The organism is Paenibacillus sp. SZ31, from assembly GCF_012912005.1.
Lineage (GTDB): Bacteria > Bacillota > Bacilli > Paenibacillales > Paenibacillaceae > Paenibacillus.
This window is the reverse complement of the sequence record NZ_JABBEA010000016.1, coordinates 107450-131311: the sequence shown is the minus strand read 5'-3', so window position 1 is coordinate 131311 and position 23862 is coordinate 107450. Positions and strand designations below refer to the sequence as shown.

At 45.8% G+C, this 23862-nt stretch carries 14 protein-coding genes; 3 read left to right on the top strand and 11 right to left on the bottom strand.

Going from position 1 to position 23862, the window contains the following annotated elements:
• Nucleotides 1-14: 14 nt before the first annotated feature.
• The gene (gene pbp4, locus HF638_RS23695) at nt 15-2108 is read right to left on the bottom strand and encodes a penicillin-binding protein PBP4(5) (RefSeq protein WP_169482414.1); all 2094 of its coding nucleotides are present in this window, start codon (nt 2106-2108) and stop codon (nt 15-17) included.
• Nucleotides 2109-2285: 177 nt separating this feature from the next.
• Here pbp4 and HF638_RS23690 point away from each other — a divergent pair, with 177 nt between their 5' ends.
• Nucleotides 2286-2690, top strand: a complete 405-nt coding sequence (locus HF638_RS23690) for a CBS domain-containing protein (protein WP_062836321.1) — start codon at nt 2286-2288, stop codon at nt 2688-2690.
• A 114-nt stretch (nt 2691-2804) separates the two neighbouring features.
• Here the strand turns inward: HF638_RS23690 and HF638_RS28460 are convergent, their stop codons facing one another.
• From HF638_RS28460 to HF638_RS23675, 4 genes are all read right to left on the bottom strand, one after another.
• Nucleotides 2805-3059, bottom strand: a complete 255-nt coding sequence (locus HF638_RS28460) for a hypothetical protein (RefSeq protein ID WP_211175763.1) — start codon at nt 3057-3059, stop codon at nt 2805-2807.
• Nucleotides 3060-3089: 30 nt separating this feature from the next.
• Entirely contained in the window at nt 3090-3245 is a 156-nt protein-coding gene (locus HF638_RS28455) for a hypothetical protein (protein ID WP_211175762.1), read from the bottom strand.
• Entirely contained in the window at nt 3242-3691 is a 450-nt protein-coding gene (locus HF638_RS23680) for a hypothetical protein (RefSeq protein ID WP_169482413.1), read from the bottom strand. The genes HF638_RS28455 and HF638_RS23680 overlap by 4 nt, the downstream gene beginning before the upstream one ends.
• 221 nt (nt 3692-3912) lie before the next feature.
• Nucleotides 3913-4401, bottom strand: a complete 489-nt coding sequence (locus HF638_RS23675; RefSeq protein WP_169482411.1) for a GyrI-like domain-containing protein — start codon at nt 4399-4401, stop codon at nt 3913-3915.
• Nucleotides 4402-4707: 306 nt separating this feature from the next.
• On the opposite strand from HF638_RS23675, the gene HF638_RS23670 reads away from it, so the two are divergent.
• Together HF638_RS23670 and HF638_RS23665 are read left to right on the top strand one after the other, a co-directional pair.
• On the top strand, nt 4708-5310 hold the full coding sequence (locus tag HF638_RS23670; RefSeq protein ID WP_169482409.1) for a hypothetical protein: 603 nt from the start codon (nt 4708-4710) through the stop codon (nt 5308-5310).
• Between the two features lie 238 nt (nt 5311-5548).
• The gene (locus HF638_RS23665; RefSeq protein WP_169482408.1) at nt 5549-7789 is read left to right on the top strand and encodes an S-layer homology domain-containing protein; all 2241 of its coding nucleotides are present in this window, start codon (nt 5549-5551) and stop codon (nt 7787-7789) included.
• Between the two features lie 188 nt (nt 7790-7977).
• Here the strand turns inward: HF638_RS23665 and HF638_RS23660 are convergent, their stop codons facing one another.
• From HF638_RS23660 to HF638_RS23635, 6 genes are all read right to left on the bottom strand, one after another.
• Nucleotides 7978-9321 carry an MFS transporter gene (locus tag HF638_RS23660; protein WP_169482407.1) on the bottom strand — a complete coding sequence of 448 codons (1344 nt, stop codon included), beginning with the start codon at nt 9319-9321 and terminating at the stop codon, nt 7978-7980.
• 127 nt (nt 9322-9448) lie between these two features.
• On the bottom strand, nt 9449-10735 hold the full coding sequence (ectB, locus tag HF638_RS23655) for a diaminobutyrate--2-oxoglutarate transaminase (protein ID WP_211175761.1): 1287 nt from the start codon (nt 10733-10735) through the stop codon (nt 9449-9451).
• Nucleotides 10723-14748: a non-ribosomal peptide synthetase gene (locus HF638_RS23650; RefSeq protein WP_169482405.1), complete on the bottom strand. Its 4026-nt coding sequence runs from the start codon at nt 14746-14748 to the stop codon at nt 10723-10725. The genes ectB and HF638_RS23650 overlap by 13 nt, the downstream gene beginning before the upstream one ends.
• Nucleotides 14749-17844, bottom strand: coding sequence for an amino acid adenylation domain-containing protein (locus HF638_RS23645; RefSeq protein ID WP_169482404.1), 3096 nt, complete (start codon nt 17842-17844; stop codon nt 14749-14751).
• Between the two features lie 91 nt (nt 17845-17935).
• Complete coding sequence (locus HF638_RS23640) at nt 17936-18958, bottom strand: TauD/TfdA family dioxygenase (protein WP_169482403.1); 1023 nt, start codon at nt 18956-18958, stop codon at nt 17936-17938.
• A 12-nt stretch (nt 18959-18970) separates the two neighbouring features.
• Nucleotides 18971-23593 carry a non-ribosomal peptide synthetase gene (locus HF638_RS23635; protein WP_169482402.1) on the bottom strand — a complete coding sequence of 1541 codons (4623 nt, stop codon included), beginning with the start codon at nt 23591-23593 and terminating at the stop codon, nt 18971-18973.
• Nucleotides 23594-23862: the final 269 nt, after the last annotated feature.

The window sequence follows — 23862 nt, the reverse complement described above, 5'->3', positions numbered from 1 at the left end:
ATATTAAATCAGAGTTACTGCGTAATCTCCAACTTCTCCAAGAAAGGCTTCAATTTATCCACGACATAGTGGCTTCCGCCCCGGCCGTTCACCTCTTCAATCACCGCTGATAACAGGAAGGTCGGAGAGTCGGTATCAAACACCACGAAAAATCCGTTCTCTTGCCCCTTCTCTCCCTTCTTCGCTTTCAGTTCCGCTGTTCCCGTCTTGCCCGCTAGCCCTCCAGATATTGAGTTCAAGGTATGGGCGGTGCCTCCCTGCCGGGAAACAACTTCTCCCAAAGCATCCTTAACCGTATTAGCGGCTTCCGGAGTAATAATCACCTCAGGGTCAGTGCTTTCTTTTCCCTCGATCAGAACAGGATTCACCAGTTTTCCTTCATTAATAAAAGGTGTAAATGCTGACGCAAGATGAATCGGGGACATTAACATCTCCCCTTGCCCGTAGGACGTATCAGCGAGTAACACCTCAGATGACAGATTCAGATTTGCTTCGTTGGCATATTGGCTCGGCTTCAGATACAGTTCATCCAGTCCAAAGTTATCGCCAAAACCAAACTTCTGGATCCCATCAATAAACTTGGCGCTGCCCATCTCGATCGCTTCCATGGCAAAGTAAATATTATCCGAGTACACCAGTGCATCGACCATATTCACCGGAGATAAACTCTTCACACGCTTGACATAATAACCGCCCCAACTATCATCTTTACGCCATTGCAAGCCAGAGATATCATGTGTTTTGTCCGCTGTGGTCACCTTCTCCATCAGTCCCGCTGCGGCTGTAATCGCTTTGAAGGTTGATCCCGGTGCATATCGGGTAGTGACTCTGTTGATAAAAGGAAGCTTCTCATTCGCCGAGTATGCATCCCACTCTGCCTGAGTAAGTCCTGTAACCATCTTGTTCGGGTTATAGGAAGGCGCACTGACCAACGCCAGCAGGTTGCCGTCCGTTGGATTCATCAGTACCATCGCTCCGGCATCTCCTCCGCTGGATAATGTCTGATACAGTTTCTTTTGTTGTTTGGAGCTAATCGTGAGTTGCACATCCTGTCCATCTACAGCATCCTTACGAATAAGCTCAGAGCGGGAGTTGCCGGACTCATCCGTGATTTCAATCAGACCGCCACGTTCACCGCGCAGCTGGTTCTCCATGGACTGCTCCAAGCCTGCTTTGCCGATCCAATCCTCTGCGCGATAATACCCTTCTGTATCCTTATCCAGATCTTCTTTGGTGGCTTTCCGCACGTAACCAATCAGGTGTGCAGCTGCCTCACCAAGTGGATAATAACGGATTTCCTTGCTTTGCAGCGTAACCCCGCTTAAAGACGCAGGTACGTCAAACTCCTCCGTTGAAGCAATCGGAACAAAATATTCCGGCTTCACCCATGTCTGCGCAAGCGCCTTGTGAATGGCATCTTCCGAAACCTGATAATGGCTCGCGATTCGAGCAATCATCTGATCAGGGTTGTCACCCAGTTTCTCAGGTACAATGCCCCATTCATTCATCGTACCCTGGGTAGCCAGCGGCAAGCCATCACGATCTACAATGTTTCCACGATCCGGGAACAGTGTTCTAACTCGTACCTTGCTGCCCTTAATCATGTCAGTCAGGATCAACGAAGGCTGCCAGTTAATTTGCCAGTTTTTGCTCCCATCCTCAAGCTCCTGCCGGACCAGTTTCAGTGTATGTGTCTCACTAACTTCTCCCAAAAAGGTTGTCAGTTGCAGGTCATAGTCCACTTCATACGTATCCGCGTCTTTATTCTCTGCAGCTGTCTTACTGTCATCAGATGCCGTTTCGGCAACATCCACAGGTTTAACCTCCGCCTTGACGGTGGATACTTCCATACCTGAATAGATCGCATTGTATTTTTCGACAAATTGTTCCTTGTTCATGCCCGAGTCTTGTAGCGAAGCAGGCGTCATCAACGTATACAGCTGGTCATACTCTTTTTTCTGCAGATGCTCTATGTACTGATTCACGGTGGTCTGGGGTTTGGCCTCTGCTTCTTTGTTATTGTTATTCTGCATGTATAGATACATTCCGATTCCACCTGCAAATAAGATGGGCAGCAGTCCGTACATTAATTTACGTTTGGATTTCATGGTTATATCACCTCTAATATACACTATAGATTTCCAGAGCCATTTAAACAATGAAACAAATCTGACGAATTTATCATTAAAAATAGCCGAAAGCTCACATAATATGTTTAAATAAGAAGAGTGAGATTACATACTAAAGCTTTTTTGCTATGCAAAAGGCTGAAAAGGAGCCCGATGATGGAAATCAGCTATTTTTTACTCCCCAAAGCCGAAGTGGCCTATATCAAGTCTACCGCTTCCATGAAAGATGCTATTGAGCAACTGGAATCGCAGCACTACACCGCCATTCCCGTGATTGACCAGGATGGAAAATATGTTGCTACCCTTTCCGAAGGCGATTTATTATGGAAAATGCGAAATACACCCGGATTGACTTTTGATACGATGGATCAGGTTCAAGTCCATGAGATTAACAATCGGGTATATAATGAATGTGTTTACATTGAGGCTGAAATGGAGGATATGCTGACACTTGCAGCAGACCAAAATTTTGTGCCCGTGGTAGATGTCGATCGTGTCTTCCTCGGTATTATCCGTCGTAAGGATATTATCGAATATTATACGCGTAACATTTCGGATTAGATTTAAGTGAAACATCCTGTAATAAACGAATACTCAACTCGAAAGGGTACTCCTATGGTCAATCATTGGCCGACTGGAGTACCCTTTCCATTTCAAGGTATGGTCGGAATCACTCTAATTGCGTTTAGCCCGCTCTTCCTTGTAATAAATCAATACGTCCCTTGGGCTTCCCTGAAATGCGCGCTCTTTGCCGAACTCATACGCCTGATGCAAATACGAATATGCCTCGTCATGCTGTTCAAGCCTCATGCACACCATGCCGAGATCGATCAACGGACTGGTACTTCTATCCGAACTCCGCGTTTGCAATGATATCTCAGCCCACGGCTTCGCCAGTTCATATTGCTTCAGGTCGATATGTGCATTCACATGGCAGGATGCAATCCAACTTGCAATCTCTCAATCCGTCTTCGGCTCGGGTAACATGCCCCATGCCTGATCATAATAGATAAGTGCTTGTTCATGCTGCTGCGTCTCATCCAGCACATTACCGGCTTCTACCGTTTCAATAATTTGTCGCTCCAGTTCGGCATGTTCCGGTGTCAGATCTTTCATTGCACCGTCTCCTCCTCCAGTACGAAATACCACTCCAGAAAATCATTGAAATTGAGCCACTGCGGCTTACTCTCACCATTAAGAAATCGTTCGATGGACTCGCCTAATTCCACCAGCACCACTTCTCCCGTCTGACGGTTGTAGAAGAATCCACCCTCACCTTCAAAACTATCCAGTGGAATATACGCTTCCGGTAATCCCAATGTGAGCTGTGCTACAGTCACGTCTTCCATATATACGGTATTCTCCATAAACCAGCAGATCTGATACAACTCCTGATGCCTGCTGTAGAAAGTCGGCCCATCCTCTGCATGTAAATAAAATTGTGCAAAATCCGACTGAAGATCAATCTCCAGCTTTTGCAATGCTTCTTCATATGCTGCTGGAACATCTTCATGCCACCAGCCTTGCTCCTGGCAATGATCAATCACTTTATTGGATAACATCGTAGACCTCCAAATTCAATTTTGCTCATAATACATGTTCAAAAAGAGCGGTTTTCAGTACCAAGAAGATGGGATGAAGGTAGAAATGGAGTAGCGGAGCGTAGGGAAAACTACGTGAGCAACCGCAATGTTTCCAAAGGAAACATACTTCGTAAGCCTCCCACTTATTTCGGCTGAATGCCATATTCGACGCTGATGATGCCTCCAGGCATCCTTCGTAATCAAAAACGGACTTTTTGAACAACCACAGGTATCCACACTTGCGGTGGTGCGCCGTGACCTCTGTACACTTCAAGTTCCGGAATCCCTGCATGCTGATATGAAGTGGAAGGAAACCACTCTGTCATAATATAGTGCCACAACCGTTGTATCGCTTCCGGTTCTAGTTCTTCAGCTTCAAATACAACCCAATGGGACGCGGGAAGTTCGATGGACACCAAACCTTCAGGCACTTCACCTGCGTGGGAGGTAGCAATCCAGTACTCCATTTGGTTGTCCTGCAGCTCTCGCTGATCAATACAGATGCCCACCAAACCGGGAATGGCCCCGTTATTGAACCCGTTTAAACGTTCCTCAATTCCGTCTGCCAAAGCATCCTGCCACATCTTAGGAATTTCTCTTAAATTCTCACCATCCACACAAGAGAACGTTCGTTTGATGCCGACAAAGGTAAGAGACTGTTGTTCGATCACATTATGATTCACATTCATTAGATGAACTCCTCTCCGAGAGCGATATGGGGCATGGTTCTCCATGACCCATTCATGAAACCATTGTTTCATATACGGTATGTATCTCCGTTATGTCCTACAGATACTGTATCAAAAGAGTGGAATGATTGGAAATAACGTAGGTACTCCTGTCCATATGAAAAGAAAACTTACCTACCACTCGTTCCTGCTCGATACAGAGAGATAGAGTATGCAGGCTCTTTCCCATCCTCTATTTCCTAATTATGGTGCAACTTTCTCCCTAGACGTTCGTCTAACTACTGATTAAATTTAAAGGAGATGACTATGCGAATATCTTGCAGCCCCGGTTTTCCTGGAAGCATGATTGGATCGATTGATCTTCAGCCATCGAAGTATTACACCCCACCTTCCAGTAAGAGCCAGATTACAGATCATGTTGATCCTGAACTCGTTACCATTCCCTATGTGCAAGATCCGGAATTCGGATCACACTTTGACGCTATGAAGGTCATGAAGGGAACTTATAAAGATGAAATGCATGTGAGCTATGATGTCGAGTTTACGATTGATGTGGACAAAAAAGGTTACATTACGCAATTTGAGCATACGTTCCAGCTGGAACGTTATCTGGATCTTGTTCGCACACAGTCCTATAAAGTGATCAAGACAAACTGGCGCGGACAAACATTTCACGTAATGACATACAGTTACCTGGAGGAAGTCATTCATCCGAAGAACGTTCTTTTTAGATGTAACAATGCGGAAGATGTGTTTGTAGTAGCTGAACTTGTTCCGTATCGTGTTGGTGGCATTGTGGTGCAACCTGATAATCTTTACCTGCATTTCCGTGCATTAATCTCAGCCCGAGATGATCTGTACCCTTTAGATTATATGTGTGAGCCTGATTTCGACCTGAGTCTCGACTAAAAAGTAGATACATATGTAGAAAGAGTACAAGCTGTCCCGAATTAGCAGGGTAGCCTGTGCTCTTTTTTTCACAAATTGAACCACCATTCCTGCTAATTCAAATACCCTAATTCACACGCTCGACCCATGCACTCCATACCTTTCTCTAAGCAAAACCAACTGTAATGACGATGAATATAGCATGATGCTGTACATGCATATGTTCTTCGTACGTTCAGAATTGAGAGGGGTTGGAAACATGGTTTATCCGAAAAGTAAAATGCATTCGCTGTTCGCACTGCCCTTGGCAGGCCTGTTGTTTCTGTTATGGGGTGCTCAAGCGGCACATGCAGAACAGATCGACAGTTTGCTGCCAGAGCGAAGTCAGCAGGAGATTGTCCAGAAGTGGAATCAGTGGATGAATGGCAACGATACATCTCCCCTGTATACAGAGACACCTTCGACAAGTGCTCCCTACTCTGCTGGTGTGGTAAATGATGCCTATCTGAAACAGGGGCTGAACGCAGCCAACTTTTATCGTTTTATCACAGGTCTACAGGGCGATCTCGTCCTTGATCCTACATTGAATCGTCAAGCCCAGCATGGGGCTGTTGTGGTCTCCACGGGTGGGTACCTGTCCCATTATCCGAAACAGCCGGGAGATATGCCAAAAGATTTCTTTGATACAGGTTCAAAGTCTGCCAGCAGCTCCAATCTGTATCTTACCAGCAGTGCCAAGAATAACGTCCTGACAAAGAGCATCCAGGCCTACATGGATGATTCAGATGCCTCCAATATTGATCGACTCGGTCATCGGCGCTGGATTTTGAGTCCACAACTGCAACGAATCGGATTTGGACTCGCCACTCGTAGTGAAGCAGGCAAGACCTATGATCAGTACTATAGTGCCATGCAGGTATTTGATAAGAGCAGAACTGGGGGAACTTCGTTTAACTACAGTCTGTTCCCAAATCAGGGCGCCTTTCCAATCGAAGCCTTTGGCAGCACACAGGCCTGGTCTGTTCAACTGAATACAGATGTATTCGCGAAGCCATCATTGTCTGACGTAAAGGTTGAGATGACTCGGACTTCCGATCAACGTACGTGGACCTTTAATGCCAAGAACCAGAACAGTGGCTTTCCAACCGGTTATTACAATGTGGACCCTGCGGATACACAATGGTTTAATCAAGCCTATTTCAATGTAGAGACAGGTGGATATGGATATGGATACGCCATTATCTTCCGTCCCGATGATGTGCAATTGTTAAAGAACGGCGATACGTTCAACATTCGAATTACAGGTCTGCAAAAGAAGAACGGTACAGCAGCGGAAATCTCATACTCCACGCGTTTCTTCCATGTTGACGGTGTTCAAGATACCACTCTTACCCGCATAACGCCAGGACAACAAAACCTGAACGTTCGAGCAGGAGAACAGATTGATCTTCCTTCGATCACTGCCGTGAATGATAACGGAACATCCTATGTTCCACAGTCTAACGTTTCCTTCACCACGACGTCAGATCGCATTGCCATCAAGGATGGAAAAATAGTCGGACTTCAGGCCGGTAAAGCCGAAATCCGGATTCGTTTTGAAGGGAAAGAAGCGGTTGTCTCTGTTACGGTCACAGGAATCCCCCAATTAACTGATATCCGTACACATTGGGCGAAAGATGCCATTCAATGGGCCGTTCAACAGGAGATGGTCAGTGGATACGAGGATAGAACGTTCAAACCCAACAATCAGGTGAGTGAAGCCGAATTCCTCTCCATGTTGTTCAAGCTGTATGCGAATTCCGATGTCACTCAGAGTATTGATGCTGTGGAGGGACAAGGTGCCAAAGGGAACATCTGGAGTGATCGTTACTATACCTATGCTTCCGCGTTGAATCTGAATCTGGATGCCAGCAAGCAGAATCCGAAGCTGCGCAATCATGCCTTGAACCGGACAGAAGTAGCTGTGATTGTATCTGGTCTCGGCGGTAAAAATTATATCAAGGATGAAGATGCCATCCGGTATCTGCTGAACATGGGCTACTCATCCGGCAAAACGGCAGCTACGGTGCAAGGTTATGCGGGACATGAATCCTTGACCCGGGCAGAGGCCGTTGTTTTTCTCCAGAACCTGAAGGAAAAAGGCTTCGAACTACGGGGCAGACCGAAGAATGCTACTGAAGCTACCGAGAACGAAAAGAACGGCGGGCTTCCGGATCAGACTATGAAAGCAGTCTATTCTGCCGAGCACACGCTGGTCCTTCAAGGTACGTTCCCAGCGTATGCTAACCAGACAATGCCGATCAAAATTTATGGTCCTTCGCCTGCTGTAAACCACATCCAGACGCAGCAGGTTACAACAGATGCCTATGGCAATTTTAAACTAACGGTAAGTAACCTTGATGCGCAGGAACTTAACCTCTATGTGGAAGTACGCAAAGATTATTCCTATTGGATCAGTGTAGAGGCAGGGCGTACAGCGATAAGTGACTATACGGAGTAACAACAATTAACCTGTAATGTGCCATTACTCAGGTAGCATTCAATATGAACTAACCTAAATAGGGCACCTCACGGAACAGGTACGGGATAACCAATCGTTATCCTCATACCATTCTGGAGGTGCCTTTTTTATTTTTTTCACATATGAAATTTAGAGATAAACGACGGGCTTATTATGCTGTGTCAGCGTTAAACCCCCATTTCGCTATTGGAGCGAGCCGTGCCGCCACGTGGTGTGAAATTGAAATATCCTTCATCCAGTTGCTCCGTCTTAGGAAGGTTGCGGGATACGCGATCGAACATCCAGTATACACCTACCAAAACAACGGTAATTCCACATAAGGTAATGACTGTAGAACTCTGTAGCCAGACCCCCAACGTACCGCCGATCAAGCTGCCTATTGGCATAGCTATGCCGCTTAAAGCCATCGTCGCGGAGAAAACCAAACCCAAATATTGCTGCGGCACCCCCTTCTGCACAACGGTATTGATGATGACGTTAACGGCTCCGCCGGGAACCCAGGCCAGTCCGTATACCAGAATGCTCAGCCAGCTCCATGGGGTAAATATACATCCGATCCAAGCGATCCCGGAGATGATGTATGCCACAGAATACAACCGACCCAAACGCACATTTTCCAGTCTGAGATACGGTGCACATGTTGCGCCAATGACGCTACCGAGCGCCTGTGCCATCAGCATCAACCCGTAGATACCAGCTCCGCCGATCTCATCACTGTATATGGGTAGCACACTGAATGTCGCTCCTCCCGCAGCATTAATAACCATAATGCCAAAGAGCAATTTGGCCAATGCCGACCGTGTAAGCAGCATGATTCCGCTCAATAAATCATCCGTGTAATTTCGAAAAAACAAACGCATTCTTGACGGTGTACTCTTGTTCACCGGTTCAATGATCTCATCGTATGTATCCTGTTCCTTCTTCATTTTCGATTCCATGATATAAGGAGCAATCCGCAATTGGGAGAATAACAGCGCACCTATGAAGAAACCGATGGCATTCCAAAAATACAGAGATACCGCGCCCAGTGCAACAATGAGGATCCCGGAGATGGCATTGCAAGCCACATCGATACCCTGATAAGCGATGGAGAACAGAGAATTGCCCTGCGTAAGTTGGTGTTTCTCCAAGACTCTTGGCAGAGCTGACATCTGAACCGGATACACCCAGGTATTACAGATGTTCAGAATAGGGGTGATCACCAATACCAAGCCTACGCTCAGAAAATCATAGTACGCTGCAATCGGCACAATTAATAACAATACAGCCTGAATTAACTGACTATAGACGAGAATCCCCCGAATCGGAATCCGATCTATCATTGGTCCGGATAACAGTTGAATAATTTTCGGCAAAATGGACAAAAAACCCGCGAGTCCTGTATAAAATGAGGATCCTCCCAGATTGTAGACCAGCCACATGGCGGATACCGCGTATAAACTATCTCCAATATTGGTCAAGATTCTGCCAAAAAACATCAAACTGAAGTTCTTGTTTTTGAAAATCTCCATGGCTCACCTCCGCCTACGTTGAACCTGTATCTCATTCATCCATCTCTTCCATCCGGCTATAAAGAATGAAGACAAGCGAAGTCATTCCTGCTCCGCTTGTTTCAATCGAATGATCTATTTTAGAAAGTTAAATCTTTTGTACAACCTTCTCCTCTTGCAACGTCAACACCGAAGCAATGCTTTCCTTCAGGATGTCGATTCCTTTTCGCAAATTGTGATTGGAGATGTTCAATGGAGGCATGACCTTAACCACGCTATCATGCCTGCCTACTCGCTCTACAATAAGTCCACGCTCGTAGCAAGCCTTCTGCACCTTTGCCGCAATATCCGGTTCGAATTTGGAGAAATCCAGTCCCCAGATCAGACCAATTCCCCGAATATCAATGTTGGGGTACTGTGTCGATATTTCCTCCTGCCATACCTGCTTCAACATGGTCTCTTTCGCATACACCTGCTCTTCCAGAGACACCTGTTCCCTGTATTCCAGTGCTGCTTTGGCTGCGATAAAGGCCAGCTGGTTCCCGCGAAAGGTTCCATTATGTTCGCCCGGATTCCAGATATCGAGATGCGGCTTCATCAACAACAAGGACATCGGCAATCCATACCCGCTAATAGATTTGGAGAGAACGACCAGATCAGGAAGTATCTCGGCTCGCTCGTAGGAGAAGAACGGCCCCGTTCTACCGCATCCCACCTGCACATCGTCGCATATTAACAATATGTCGTAGCGATCACAGATGGCCCTGATTTTCTTCAACCACGAAGTCTCCGCAACATAGATACCACCCTCTGCCTGTACCGTCTCCAATATGATGGCAGCCGGCTTCTCAATACCCGAGTGGGTATCTTCCAAAATATATTCGATGTAGGCAGCACTATCAAAATAATGATTATGCTCATTCGGATATGGAATAAAGGTTACACCGTCTAATGCTCTGCCTGCACCCTGTCGGCTGTCCCGATTACTGGTCACGGCCAGACTCCCCAGGGACATACCATGATAACCGCCCATGAAAGAAAACACACCCGACCGCCCCGTATATTTGCGTGCCAGCTTCAACGCAGCTTCTACCGCATTGGTTCCGGTAGGGCCGCAGAATTGAAGCTTGTATTCCATCCCTTTTTTCTTCAGTACCGATTCAGAGAAATATTCAATAAAATCAAGCTTCGCTTGCGTGTACATATCGAGCCCATGCATAATTCGATCCGATTCAATGTAGGCCATGATTTCGTTTTTGATATATTCATTGTTATGTCCATAGTTAAGTGCACCAGCACCTGCAAAGAAATCAATATACGGACGACCATCCACGGTATAGAGTTGATCATCTTTGGCTTTATCAAATACGGCCGGGAAATGTCTGCAATAACTTCTCACATTGGATTCCATCGTTTCAAAAGTCATCTGATCCATCCCTTCACCATTCGATTCACATATTGGGCCACATTCACAGCATGATTGTAGTCGATCAGATTCTCATGATGACCTGGAATAGGCGTTGAAGTGCATGTGCCTGTCGTCTTGGCGTGCCAAACCTGTGCATCCGTTAACGGAACTGGAGTTCGTTCATCCTGAGCGGTTGCGTACAACAGATGGATGTCGGACCGAATCGGTTCTGCTGAATAGTAGTTATCAAAAGCCACTTCATTGGCCAGGCGCACTTTCAAATGTCTAAGCGTGTTTTCACCAGGGAAATGATTCATAGCTTCTTGTAACTGAGCTTCATAGTCTGCATTGTGCTTGAACTCATACCCATTGTTTTGTGCTAATTCGGCAAGAACCTCCATCTTGTTTATTGGACGAACATCCCGTTCATGGCTTCGGGCAGGTGCATCCAGAATGATCAGCCACTCCAGCTGCTGTCCTGCATCTTCGATGATCCGCGCCATCTCAAAGGCCACATTGCCACCAAAGGACCAACCCAGCAATCGGTACGGGCCTATCGGATTCAATTGCGTAAGAACACCATAATAATAATGGGCCAGTTCCTGAACGGTATAGAGCGGTTCGTCGTCGTTTTCATATCCTTTTGGCACAAATCCGTATATATTCAGGCCTTCCAGCTGGCTAACCAACTCATAATAATTGATCAGGTTGCCGCCACCCGTCGGAATAAGAAACAGTGGAGTTGCATCCGCAAGACCTTCTTCTTTCAACACAACAATCGATTGATCTTGGGGCAAATCCCCCTCCCGAATGATATGTGCAATCTCGGTCACGGTGGAGTAATCAAACAAGGTGATCACGGATAGCTCGGTCTGGAATGTTCTGTTCAGAACATCCATTAGACGGACGGCTTTGATGGAATGTCCACCCTGATCGAAAAAGCTTTCATGCAGATGGATGGTGTCCACGCCAAGGATATCCATGAAAATCTGCATGACCTTTTCTTCCAACTCATCCTGTGGAGCAGCGATATAATCGTTCAATGTACCACGGTCCAGATGCTTCAGCGCTGCCTTGTCCAACTTGCCATTACTGTTGAGAGGAATACGTTCAATCGTAATGAAACGTGAGGGAATCATGTGACTCGGCAGCAGGGTTCGGCAGAAGTTGCGAAGATCCGTACTGAGAATCTCAGAGGATGGAGTCAGCTGAATGTAAGCACTCAGTGACAGTTCTTCATCATCTCCCCATCTCTCAGCCAGCATCGCACACTCCTGAATATCAGCGTGTCTGGAGATTACATCGGTGATTTCCCCCAATTCTACACGCATGCCTCTGATCTTCAATTGGTTGTCTATTCGTCCGACAATGTATAACTTGCCAGTGGCATCGTAATAAGCAATGTCGCCCGTTCTGTACATCCGTCCATCCGTAAACGGATTTGCAAAGAAAGCCTGTTCGGTCTTTACGGGATCTCCATAGTAACCTCTCGCCAGACCAACACCACCAATATACAAATGACCCTGAACCCCAATGGGCACTGGTTTCTGCATTTCGTCCAGAACGTAGATGAAATTGTTCCCGATTGGACGACCAATGGATATATTTCTTCGAGCGCGCTGACCTTCCAGCTGCACATTCATATGAATGGTCGAATCAATGGAAACTTCGGTTACCCCGTAACTGTTATGCAGATTACGCTCGGGAAGATGGTTGTGGAACGCTGCAACCATCTCGGGCTTCAATGCCTCTCCACTGGAGAATACATCCCGTAATGATGCTAATTGTTCCAGATCCGCCACATCAATTCGCTCCAAAATCATCTTCAACATGCTCGGAACAAAAAAGACGATGGCCACTTCATATTGCTTCAAAGCTTGAATGATCGCATACGGATCACGATGAAATCCTGGTTCCAACAGTGCTACCCTGGCACCTGCCATCCATGTCCAGAAATATTCAAGACCGACATCATCAAAGGTCAGGGTTGTTTTCTGAAGTACCGTTTCATGGGATTCCAGCTTGAATTGGTGCTGCATCCAGCAGATACGGTTCACCCACCCCTGGTGCCGCACAGATACCCCTTTGGGTTTCCCTGTAGTGCCTGACGTATAATAAATAGCTACCAGATGATCAGGCCCCACTGGTGTCGACGGAACTGTTATCGGCTTGTCCATATACATTTCAGGTTGAGAGACGTCGATCAGAACGGCAACATCATCCGGAATCGGTAACGTATTCGTATTGATGAGACAGATGCACGCTCCCGAATCTGTTAACATGTGACGATTTCGCTCCACAGGTGCATCCAGATCCAGAGGTACGATAGCTCCTCCCGCTTTTAACACGGCAAGAAGGGCAATGGGTAAATGCAGCGAACGTTCTATACCAATGGCTACCGCCTTGTCAGGTCCAATTCCCTTTTCGATCAGAAGATGAGCCAATTGATTCGCTTGGCGGTCCAGATCCCGATAAGATAATTGTTCTCCCCCATATACCACAGCCACCTTATCCGGGGCTCGGGTTACAGATGCTTCAAACAGATGTTGTACACAGATATGACCAGGGTAATCCATTACGGTATCGTTCCATTCATATAGAACCTTCTGTCGTTCTTCATCACTAACGGCTCCAACCCCTGCGATTGGCTTCCCTGGATGATCCACAATATGTTCAAGCAGCGCTATAAAATTACTGGCCCAGCGTTCAATCGTACTCACGTGGAACAGATCCCGACTACATTCAAACGTCCCCTTAATCACATCCAGATCTTCCGTTAAGTCCAGAGACATATCGAATTTGGATGTGTTGTTCTGCTTCAGCTTGATTTCCCTGAACACGGCCTGTTGATCATTCTGTTCGATCTGATTCGCCTTCGCCAGACTGAACATAACCTGAAACAATGGCGAATATCCCGTTGTTCTGGATTGGGTCAGATCATCGAACAATAGATCAATCGGTACATCCTGATGGTCGAACGCATCAAGGATCGTATTTTTGGAAGCGTCCAGGTGTTCCAGAAATGATTGCTGATCATCAATACGGCTACGCAGTACGAGTGTATTGACAAAGAAACCAACAATCTTCTCCAGATCGGACTGGGGCCGATTGGAGACAGGCGTCCCGATCATCAGATCCGTTTCACCCGAATACTTACGTAACAAAATCGCAAAACAGGTATACATCACCATAAATAGCGTGGAATGATGCTTCTCCGAAATCTCTCTTAATCTGCTGGTAAGAGGTGCTGGAATCGTGAAGTATATTGATATCCCCTCTTCACTCCGTTTCTGTGGACGCTCATGGTCATATGGCAAATTGAGCGTATAGGAGTGTTCCTTCAGTTGATCGAGCCAGTACCTCTTCTGATTAGCAAACTCGTTACTTTCCAGTAATTGATTCTGCCATACCGAGTAATCTATATATTGGGTCGCGGAAGGACTATATGATGGCAATGAGCCCAATCCACGGAAATGTTCATAATAAGATAACAGGTCTCTTCGTATGATCTCGATCGATTGACCATCCGAGATGATATGATGCATCATCAGAACAAAAATATGGCGCTGATCGTTCAGCTTAAACACTTTGAATCTGCACAGTCTGTCCCGGGTAAAATCAAAAGGGCCATCGGCCCTTTCAATTCTATCTACAATCTTCCTATTGGCCTGATCGCCCGGATACATCGAACTATCAACCCATTCATAATCCGGTTGGTCTTCCTGAATATATTGATACGGTATGCCTTCTTCAGCATCAATCCGAACTTGTAATGCCTCTTGCCTCTCCACCAGCAGTCCGATGGCTTGTTCAAATGCAGACTTATCGAACTCTCCCACAATCTCATTAGCGAATACCATGTTATATGCCGTACTTGCCGGCTCAATCTGCTGCTGAAGCCACAACCTCTTCTGAGCAAAAGATAGCGGAAAGTGATTGATGTCGCGAGAAGTGCGCTCTACTGTATTGGTCACGTTCATCTGACTTAATATTCGATCAATCAGTTCGCTTTTGTTCAGTACTGCACCAGATTTTTTCACTTAATTACCCTCCGTAGAATATCCATTCGCTTCCAATAACAGATTCTCAATCACTTCGGACAATTCACGAATGGTAGGCGCATCAAATATTTTACGTAGCGGCAGATTGACACCTGCCTGTTGTCTGATTCCAGAGATAACCTGCGTTGCGATAAGGGAATGCCCTCCGAGCGCAAAGAAATTCTCATCGATACTAATCTGCTCCCGCTTCAATACCGTTCTCCAGATCTGCGCAACAATCTGCTCAACGGTTGTCGTTGGTGCGGCATATTCTGCCCCGGAACTTACATCTACGTCCGGTAGAGCGTGATAATCCATTTTTCCATTGCTCAGCAGCGGTAAATGGTCTAGCACTTGGATGACGTTCGGAATCATATATTCGGGAAGCGCGGACGAAATCCACTGTTTGACATCCTTAATCTCTCCAGCGCTATCCAGCTCTACATAGGCAGCCAGCAACGATTCTGTCTTCTCTAGCAGCTTCGCTGCGGCAAGTCGCACATGAGGGTGTTCGTTCAGAACCTTCTCGATCTCGCCGAGTTCGATCCGGTAACCTCTTAACTTCACCTGCCGGTCAACCCTGCCAATGTATTCGATATGACCATCCGAGAAATAACGGACCCTGTCTCCGGTTTTGTACATCACGTTGTCCGGCGCATAAGAACGTGCCAGGAAAGCCTGGTCATTTAAATGTTCATCCACATATCCATCTGCCAGACCCTTTCCGCTGATATATAACTCTCCGGCAACACCTGGCGGAACAAGATTCAGGTTCGAGTCCAGCACGAGAAGGTTCGTATTATGAATGGGTCTGCCGATCGTTTCATGAACGTTATCCTTGTCACAGATATGATAAGTCGTATCAATACTTGCCTCGGTTGGGCCGTACAAGTTAATTAACTGCGCATTGGATCCGGCAAAGAAAGCCTTCTGAAGCGGAATTCCCAGTCTTTCTCCACCACTGAACACCCTTTTTAACGGTGCTGAAGAGAGGGTTTCTTTTTCCACCAAAGCCTGAAGCATGGTAGGTACAACCTGTAACGTCGTAATCCGTTCCTTATGAATAATATCGAGCAGATAGTCGGGATCCGCGTGCTTGTCCGGCTCAGCAAGAACCAGCCTTGCGCCTGTAGTGAGCGGTGCATAGAATTCCCATACGGATGCATCGAAATTAATCGATGTTTTCTGCAATACAGCGTCTTCTCCGGTCAATGGAAATTCATTGTTCATCCAATGCATATGGTTGCTGATGGCCTGATGTGACACTTTGACCCCTTTGGGTCTGCCTGTGGAACCGGAAGTATAGAGGATATAGGCGATATCTCTGGCATCTACTCCGATTGCCGGTGCATCCGTGGGCTCGTTCGCAATTACCTCACCTTCTTCTTCAAGGAATACAGGATTGGCAAAAAGGGAGTTGAGCCGTTCATTGTTTTGATTCAACAACAGCACCGTCTCAATGCGGGCATTCTCACGGATATAGGACAATCGCTCATTCGGATAATCCGGATCAAGCGGTACATAAGCAGCACCTGCTCGAAGTACCGACAGAAGGGCTATGACCAGCTCAGGAGATCTCTCCACGCTGACGCCGACTACATCTCCATGTCCGACGCTTCTTGTCCGCTGCAGATAGTGGGCAAGCTGTCTGGACTTCTCATGGATTTCCCGGAACGTAAGCAAAGTGTTACCAGACACAACCGCAATCTGATCTGGCGTCTTCAAGGCTTGTTCGTCCAGCATCTCCACCAATGTCGAGGTGGCATATTCCCGAACCTCTCCTTGAAGAATCGATTGCAATGCAACTGTCAGATGATCAGGGATGATATTGGTCGATACGGGTTCAGCCAGATTCACATAGGCATTGTTGCAAATATGTGTGAAAATATCCGCCACGTATCCAATCTCTGTCGGAGTGTACACTTCCTCGTTATAACGAAGAACGATATCTCTACGTTCAGGATATTGCTGGATGTTGAGTCCAAGGTGAACCGGTTCAATCTGTTCCGACTGATACACGACCCGGAACGTGTGACCACTCGATTCCACCACGGATGAGGCATCCCTACTCTCAAATCCATAGGAGAACACAGACTGGCTTGAATCCGATCTGCCAAACATTTTGAAGTCAAAATAATCTGCATATTCCGCACTATCTTTCGCTTCACTCGTCGTTCTGTGTAAAAACTGAGCCAGCGTGTCGTCCTCTTTCCAGCTGGAATACAGAGGTACGTATCGATTCAATGCACCGACAACCTTCTCCAAATCCTCATCTTGTCGGCCACGCGTATGTACGCCAACCGTTAGTTCCTTATCCTCGCCCAGCAGATGCAAAGTCAGATTCCAGCAGGCGAGCGTAACGTTATCTATTGTGCTTCCAGCCTTCTCCGCTACCTTCTCAAGTTCAGCCCATAATTCTGGTGACCCTTCCACAGGGAAACTTGCCATCGTAATACTCGGGGAACCGCTACCAGATGCCATGGACAATTGCTTGTTGATGTGATCGAAGCGTTTATTGTTCCAAAAACTTCTTTCCTCCGCATGCTCATCATTGGTCAGCAGGTCATTCAACCACTCGGATACAGCATAATACGGGACCTCTTCTTCCAGAAGTTCCGGGTCCACCTCAGCCGCAATTAATTGTGACAAGTCTTCAAGAATAACGGCAGGTTCAATATCCGAGAACTGTGGATCAAAGGCGAGAATCAATACTTTGGAACGTTCGGACAGATCCACGTTAATGGCTTCCAGCGAATAATCATCTGTCCATGTGCCCAACTCTTTTTGGATTAACCCTTGAATATCCTGTTCCTGAATGGATTCATCGGAATATGCAGTACGGAATCGGCTTCTGGTCTCCGAATCTACCTTCTGAAGATGCACCCCATAATTGGGATCAGCTTCTATGGAAGTGCGGAGTGTGCTGTATTTCTCGGCTATTCTCTTCACGGCTAATTCAATCTGACCATTCGAGCACTCACCTTCGATGTTAACAGCAATTACATTTGGGACCAGTGATGTTAATCCATTATTATTCAGTTCATGCAGTCGTTTCTGTTGTGGTGAAAGGGGATAACCCAGCATTACATTTTCCATGTTCAATCCTCCTGCATTTCTAATGTATTTTCAGTTCTATATAAGGTGAACTAAAGAATGTTACACTTGCCACTTCAATGACAGAATAACCTTACGATTGAATTGTGGCTTCACGACTCACGGGTTCTCCCATGGCTACCAATACTTTTCGATCTCCCTGATATGGGTTCCGAGCATGGGCAACCAGCATATTGTCCAGCATGAGAATATCTCCCTCTTGCCATGGAAAGGCAATCGTGGCATCGGCATAAGCCTGACGAATATGAGCAGCCACATCGGCATCAATTGAACTTCCGTCTCCATAATACGTCTGGTATGGCAAGCCACCTTCTCCGAATTCTTCGAGCATCAAGTTGCGAACTTCCTCGTTCAGGCTACTGCTATGCCAGAAGGCAATGTGATTGAACCACAGGTTCTCATTCGTATCCGGGTGGATCGTGATGGCCGGTCTCACCTGCTTCGTTGTGAGAGTTCCATCCTCATTCCAGTGGAAAGACATGTTGTTGTCCAGGCAATACTGCTCGACTTCTTCCTTGGACTCCGTGTGGAAAACATACTGCCAGGTCTGCCCGAAGCCGTTGCCGTAGTTTCGAACCAACATCCAGCCTTTCTCTGCAAAAACATCCCGAATGTCCGGATCAATGAGGTTATATACTTTCCGTACATCCACAATAGGCGTTTCTCCTCCTTCATCGGCGACGACGATACTGGAGAACCAGATTTTTTTGGGCCAGGTCATGACGTAGGATAATTCATTATGCGGTGCAATGGTCTCCTCGTTCGGGAATTCCGTTGACGTATACACCTTGCCCTGTACTTTAGTTCTCGGTGTCGCTCCTTCTTTATAACTAAGCGGCTCGGGGCAGCTTACATCGATAAACCCGTAAAAGCTCTCTGGTGTGGTGGTATCAAAACCTCTGAACAGGACGCCGCCGTATTCCAAAATTTTCTCTTCCACCATATCCTTATTGTTGAGATACCACTGATTCAGATCCAACCCGGCCAGATTTGGTTTGATTACCAATGGCAGCTCTTGACCTTCCTCCAGAAACGATTGCTTTACGATTTCTTTTTGAATGACCATCTGCGCACCTTTATCAAATTTCTTCTTCATGGTTAATTCCTCCTAAGATTTGATTTTGTTGAATTTCTTTTTGCTCTTACTGCTATTCAGCAACTCCATCTTGTACTCGTGGGCCATCACCTCCCAATCATGGCGTACAGCTTGAAGACTCCGTGAGGAGTCAGCTGCAATCAACTTCACTACAGCCATATAATCATGCAGGAATCTCTTCATGGTGGATTTGCCAAACAACTCTGTTTTGTATTCAACTACTGCATTCATGACATGGTCAGCCTCGATGAGATTCAACGTCAGATCCCACTTGCTTTTGCCACTGTGGCCCCACAAAATTTCATTCTGAGCAATATTCAGTCCTTCGATGTTGTACGTATTTTTGACATCAAGTACGAACCATGTCTGGAAGAACGGGGTCAGCCCCGAAGCACGATCCGGATTCAGTAGTTCAATCAGCTTGCCGAAAGGCATCTCTTGATGATCAAATGCTTCAAATACCGTATTTCTAACGGAAACAATCTGGGCGTCTATGGACTGCTCCGGGTCCATGGTCGTCTTCAAAGCAAGACTGTTGGAGAAATATCCGATCAATCTCTGAACTTCGGCACGATTACGGTTTGCTACAGGTGTGCCAACAACGATCTCGGTTTCACCCGAGTAAAAGTACAGCAACATTTTGTAGGCGGTGAGCATGGTAATGTACAGACTGGCATTGTTTTTCATACCGGCCCTTTTGATCATGTCAATGGTTTGGATCGGAATTTCTGAGAGCAGAATATCTCCGGTATCCCCATTATTCAGCGAAGGCTCCCGGTCATACGGCAATACTTTCACCGATCGGTTAACGGTACTTCCCAACTGGTTGCGCCAATAATTAAGAACTGTCGGAAATTCGGCAGTCATCCATCTTCCTTTTTGCCAATGTGAATAGTCGGAATATTGAATACTCAAATCCTCTGTTGCTGCATTTTCTCCCTTCAGATAAGCATTATAGTACGCCCCCAGTTCAGCCATCAGAATATCCTGAGACCAGCCATCGAAGATAATGTGATGAAAATTAAAATAGGCAAAATATTGATGTGCATGGATCTGATACAATCCAAAATAATACATCGGTCCGGTTTCCAGATTGAACTGGTGTCTGGACTCTTCTTCAATCACACGCTTCAGACTGGCTTGGGAATTATCCCTCAGCGTATGCTGGACCTCGATGTCAAAAGGCTCATAAGGTCTGATTCGCTGCACCGGTGTATTGTTCTCGATAACAAAATACGTTCTCAATACATCATGCCGCTGCACAATCTGATTCAATGCATAGATGTAAGCCTCTTCCGAGAATGCGCCTTCAAAAAGGACATGTCCGGGAATGTTATATTTGGTGCTTTTCCCCTCGAACTGTTCAACCAGCCACAGGGATTCCTGGTTGAATGACATTACACCTTTGAGTGCCGGATCAACTTTGGGAATATCTGTAGACAGGAAGATCGGCTTGTCCATAATTCCGTTCAATACATCCACTTTGGATCTCTTCATCCTGTTATGTTCCATGCTCATCATGCCTTCCTTTCCTTCCATGATCTGATCCAGATATGAACTTAAGGATTGGATTGTAGGGAAATTAAACATATCGTTAATCGAAAAATCAAAACCTATCTCGGAAAGTCTGGTATAGATCTGAATCAACTTAAGGGAATCACCACCCCGTTCGTAGAAGTGGTCCGTCACACCCACCTCTTCCAGACCAAGAATCTCAGACCAGATGGTAGATATCTTCTGTTCCATGACAGTACTTGGTGCCACATACACATTTTCTTCATCCGATTGTGGCTTCTCTATCGATAACGCCAAGTAATCAATCTTGCCGTTAATGGTAAGTGGAATCGAAGACACCTTGATCAGATGTGTGGGAACCATATACTCCGGCAACAGAGATACCAGATTATCCCGTATCATCCTCCGGTTCACATATGCATCGCTCACGTAATGAGCACATAACTGACGGGATTGCTGATCCGTCTTGACGCTTACAGCTACATCTCGAATTCCTTGGATCTTCAAGAAAGCTGCCTTGACCTCACCCAGTTCAATTCGATACCCGCGAATCTTCACTTGGTCATCCATTCTTCCGAGGTATTCCATCTGACCATCTTCCCTTAACCTGCATAGATCACCTGTCCGGTACAATCTCTCGCCTGGATGATCCGGGTGTTCGACGTATTTTCTGCCCGTCAATTCGGGTTGGTTCAGATAGCCTCTGGTCACTCCATCTCCCCCGACCAACAATTCACCCTGAACACCGACAGGAACGTATTGCAATGAATGATCGAGCACATATATGGATGTGTTCTGAATGGGCTTGCCGATGGGCACATACTCCGTTTGGTCAACATGTGGATTGTAGGCATAGATCATACAGCCCACTACCGTCTCTGTCGGTCCATATTCATTGAAAATGGTAACCTCATGTTTGCTTTGCCGGGTAATATTCGCAGCCAGTGAAGCACTCAAATTATCGCCGCCCACAATAAATGTTCGGACATTGGATCTGTCCATAATGTTCATGTCCTGAATCAATTGCAGGTGCGCCGGCGTCAGCTTGACCAGATCCACTCGCGGATCCAGGACAACATCAGCAATCAACGCCTTGTTATGAGACGAGTTGTATATGATCATCGTGTTGCCCGTAATTAACGGCGTAAAGATGGAGGTAATGGTCAGATCAAACGCGATGGATGAATACAGTGAAAAAGTCGTTTTCCTGTCAGTAACATACGTCTGACTTGCCCACCATATATAATTCGTCAATCCCTTATGTTCCACCAATACACCCTTTGGTGCTCCTGTTGAACCTGATGTGTAGATGACATAAGCCAGATCCTTCATATCTATGGTCAAGTTCAGATTATCTGTTGATAGCTGCCCCTCACTATCTTCAAGCATGTGAATGACTTCTAGACTGTCCGGCAGAGTGATACGCTCGTTAACCAGAACAAACCTTACTTGAGAATCTTTCAAAATATGTTGAATTCGTTCATCGGGATACTCGGGATCAATTGGAATATAAGCACATCCGGCTTTCATAACAGCCAGAATCGCAATAACCATTTCCATACTGTGTGTTGCAATAATACCTACCAGTTCTCGTTGCTTGATTCCTCTGCTGATCAATACTGTAGCCAACCCATTAGCTCTGGCATTCAATTGTTCATAGTTAATCTCATGATCTCCCAGGATAAGTGCTGTATGTCGAGGAGTAGCCGCTGCCTGTTCTTCAAACAACTGGATGACCGTTTTGTCGCTCGGATACACCGCCTCGGTATCATTAAACTCGATTAACATCGATTGTTTATCGGCTTCGCTTACAATACTGATCTGTTCAATGCTTTGTTCGGAATGTTCCAGAATGGCTTCCGTAACCGTAAGAAACTGATCGAGCAAATTGTCCATGAACGTTTCACTGAATAACTGGGTCCGATAATCCATCTGAAATATGATACGATCCTCATTGATTTTCTCAATAATGTTGATAAGCAGATCATTCGTCTCGTGTCCGTTAAACTTGTTGTCCATGTAAACATTATGTCCCTGCATCTTGTCAAAGCGTTCTGGACGATAAACTAGTGATATGCCGAACAATCTGTTCAGTTCCGGTAACGAGAGCGACTCTCTCAGATCACGGATCAGCTGATTATACGGATATTTCTGATGACGCAACATTTCTTTCTGTTCATTGGAGATGCGTTGCAGCAAGGTTAACACGGATTCAGAGGGTTCTATCCCGATCCTGACAGGTACGGTAGTGACAAACATGCCAATCATGTCTTTGTCTGTTTTACTAGTGCGGTTCGCGTAGTTGGTTCCAACGACCAAGTCGGTTTGGTGAGTGAGTTTATTCAGCAGAATAGCTAGGGTTGAGAGAAAAAAGGTAAATACGCTGACATTCTTCTGACGACAGAACTCTTTCAAACGTACATACATGGAGTGATCCATATTCATCGTTTTTCTTCTGGCTGCGGTGTGAGTTAGAAGGGGATTGTGTGCTTTCAGTTCCATAAATTCGGGAATCGTATGAAACTTCTCTCTCCAAAATGCCTGATCTTTCGCATAGCGTTTGGAAGCGAGATATTGTTGTTCACTATTTATATAGTATTCATAATCGTGAATCGTAGATTCCATCCTGCTTGCATTACCATCTTTCAGTTCGGCATGGTAGGTTTCCGTAATCTCATTCGTCAACTGGAATAACCCCAGGCCATCACAGATGATATGGTGAACCTGAATGATGTATCCGTATTGTCCATGACCTTCATACGTATAAAACTGACATAGATCTTCACTGTGTACATGAATCCGATGGTTACCCACATACTCAGTCCATGTTACACCAGTCAAGGCTGGGTCTTCTTGAATGTGCTTGAGTGATCTGTACTCATAAGGTTGGATGTATTGTTTGTTCTCACCTTGATCCAGTATAATTCGAGTTCGAAGCAGTTCGTTATTCCTCAAAACCCTGTTAATCGACCGCTCTAACAAGGTGAAATCGATCGGTTCCGGTATGCTCATTTTGGATGTAATCATCCATACATCTGAATTCGGATATATCATTTCCATATACCATATTCTTCGTTGATGCTCTGTTAAATGATGCAGATCGACACATACATTTCCCATCTAATTCTCCTTTATATATAATTTATCCTAAAATAAGTTAATTACAACTTATCATTCCACCAAAATTTAATCAATAACTATTTTATTTGTTTTTTTAACAAATTTATATATAATACGACATTAAAATACCATTTTTCGTATGGAAAGAATGAAAGTCCCAACCATCCCTTCTACAAGATATCCACTTCCGTTTCATTATTCGGTAAAGTTCGAACAAAATGAAAGCCCCGCGATCGATACAGAGCATCTGCATCTGACCGCGGGACCGA

Bases quoted from the DNA above. Each gene is read 5' to 3' on its own strand.
- pbp4 (WP_169482414.1), bottom strand. From the start codon at position 2,108: ATGAAATCCAAACGTAAATTAATGTACGGACTGCTGCCCATCTTATTT.
- HF638_RS23690 (WP_062836321.1), top strand. From the start codon at position 2,286: ATGGAAATCAGCTATTTTTTACTCCCCAAAGCCGAAGTGGCCTATATC.
- HF638_RS28455 (WP_211175762.1), bottom strand. From the start codon at position 3,245: ATGAAAGATCTGACACCGGAACATGCCGAACTGGAGCGACAAATTATT.
- HF638_RS23680 (WP_169482413.1), bottom strand. From the start codon at position 3,691: ATGTTATCCAATAAAGTGATTGATCATTGCCAGGAGCAAGGCTGGTGG.
- HF638_RS23675 (WP_169482411.1), bottom strand. From the start codon at position 4,401: ATGAATGTGAATCATAATGTGATCGAACAACAGTCTCTTACCTTTGTC.
- HF638_RS23670 (WP_169482409.1), top strand. From the start codon at position 4,708: ATGCGAATATCTTGCAGCCCCGGTTTTCCTGGAAGCATGATTGGATCG.
- HF638_RS23665 (WP_169482408.1), top strand. From the start codon at position 5,549: ATGGTTTATCCGAAAAGTAAAATGCATTCGCTGTTCGCACTGCCCTTG.
- HF638_RS23660 (WP_169482407.1), bottom strand. From the start codon at position 9,321: ATGGAGATTTTCAAAAACAAGAACTTCAGTTTGATGTTTTTTGGCAGA.
- ectB (WP_211175761.1), bottom strand. From the start codon at position 10,735: ATGGATCAGATGACTTTTGAAACGATGGAATCCAATGTGAGAAGTTAT.
- HF638_RS23645 (WP_169482404.1), bottom strand. From the start codon at position 17,844: ATGGAAAATGTAATGCTGGGTTATCCCCTTTCACCACAACAGAAACGA.
- HF638_RS23640 (WP_169482403.1), bottom strand. From the start codon at position 18,958: ATGAAGAAGAAATTTGATAAAGGTGCGCAGATGGTCATTCAAAAAGAA.
- HF638_RS23635 (WP_169482402.1), bottom strand. From the start codon at position 23,593: ATGGGAAATGTATGTGTCGATCTGCATCATTTAACAGAGCATCAACGA.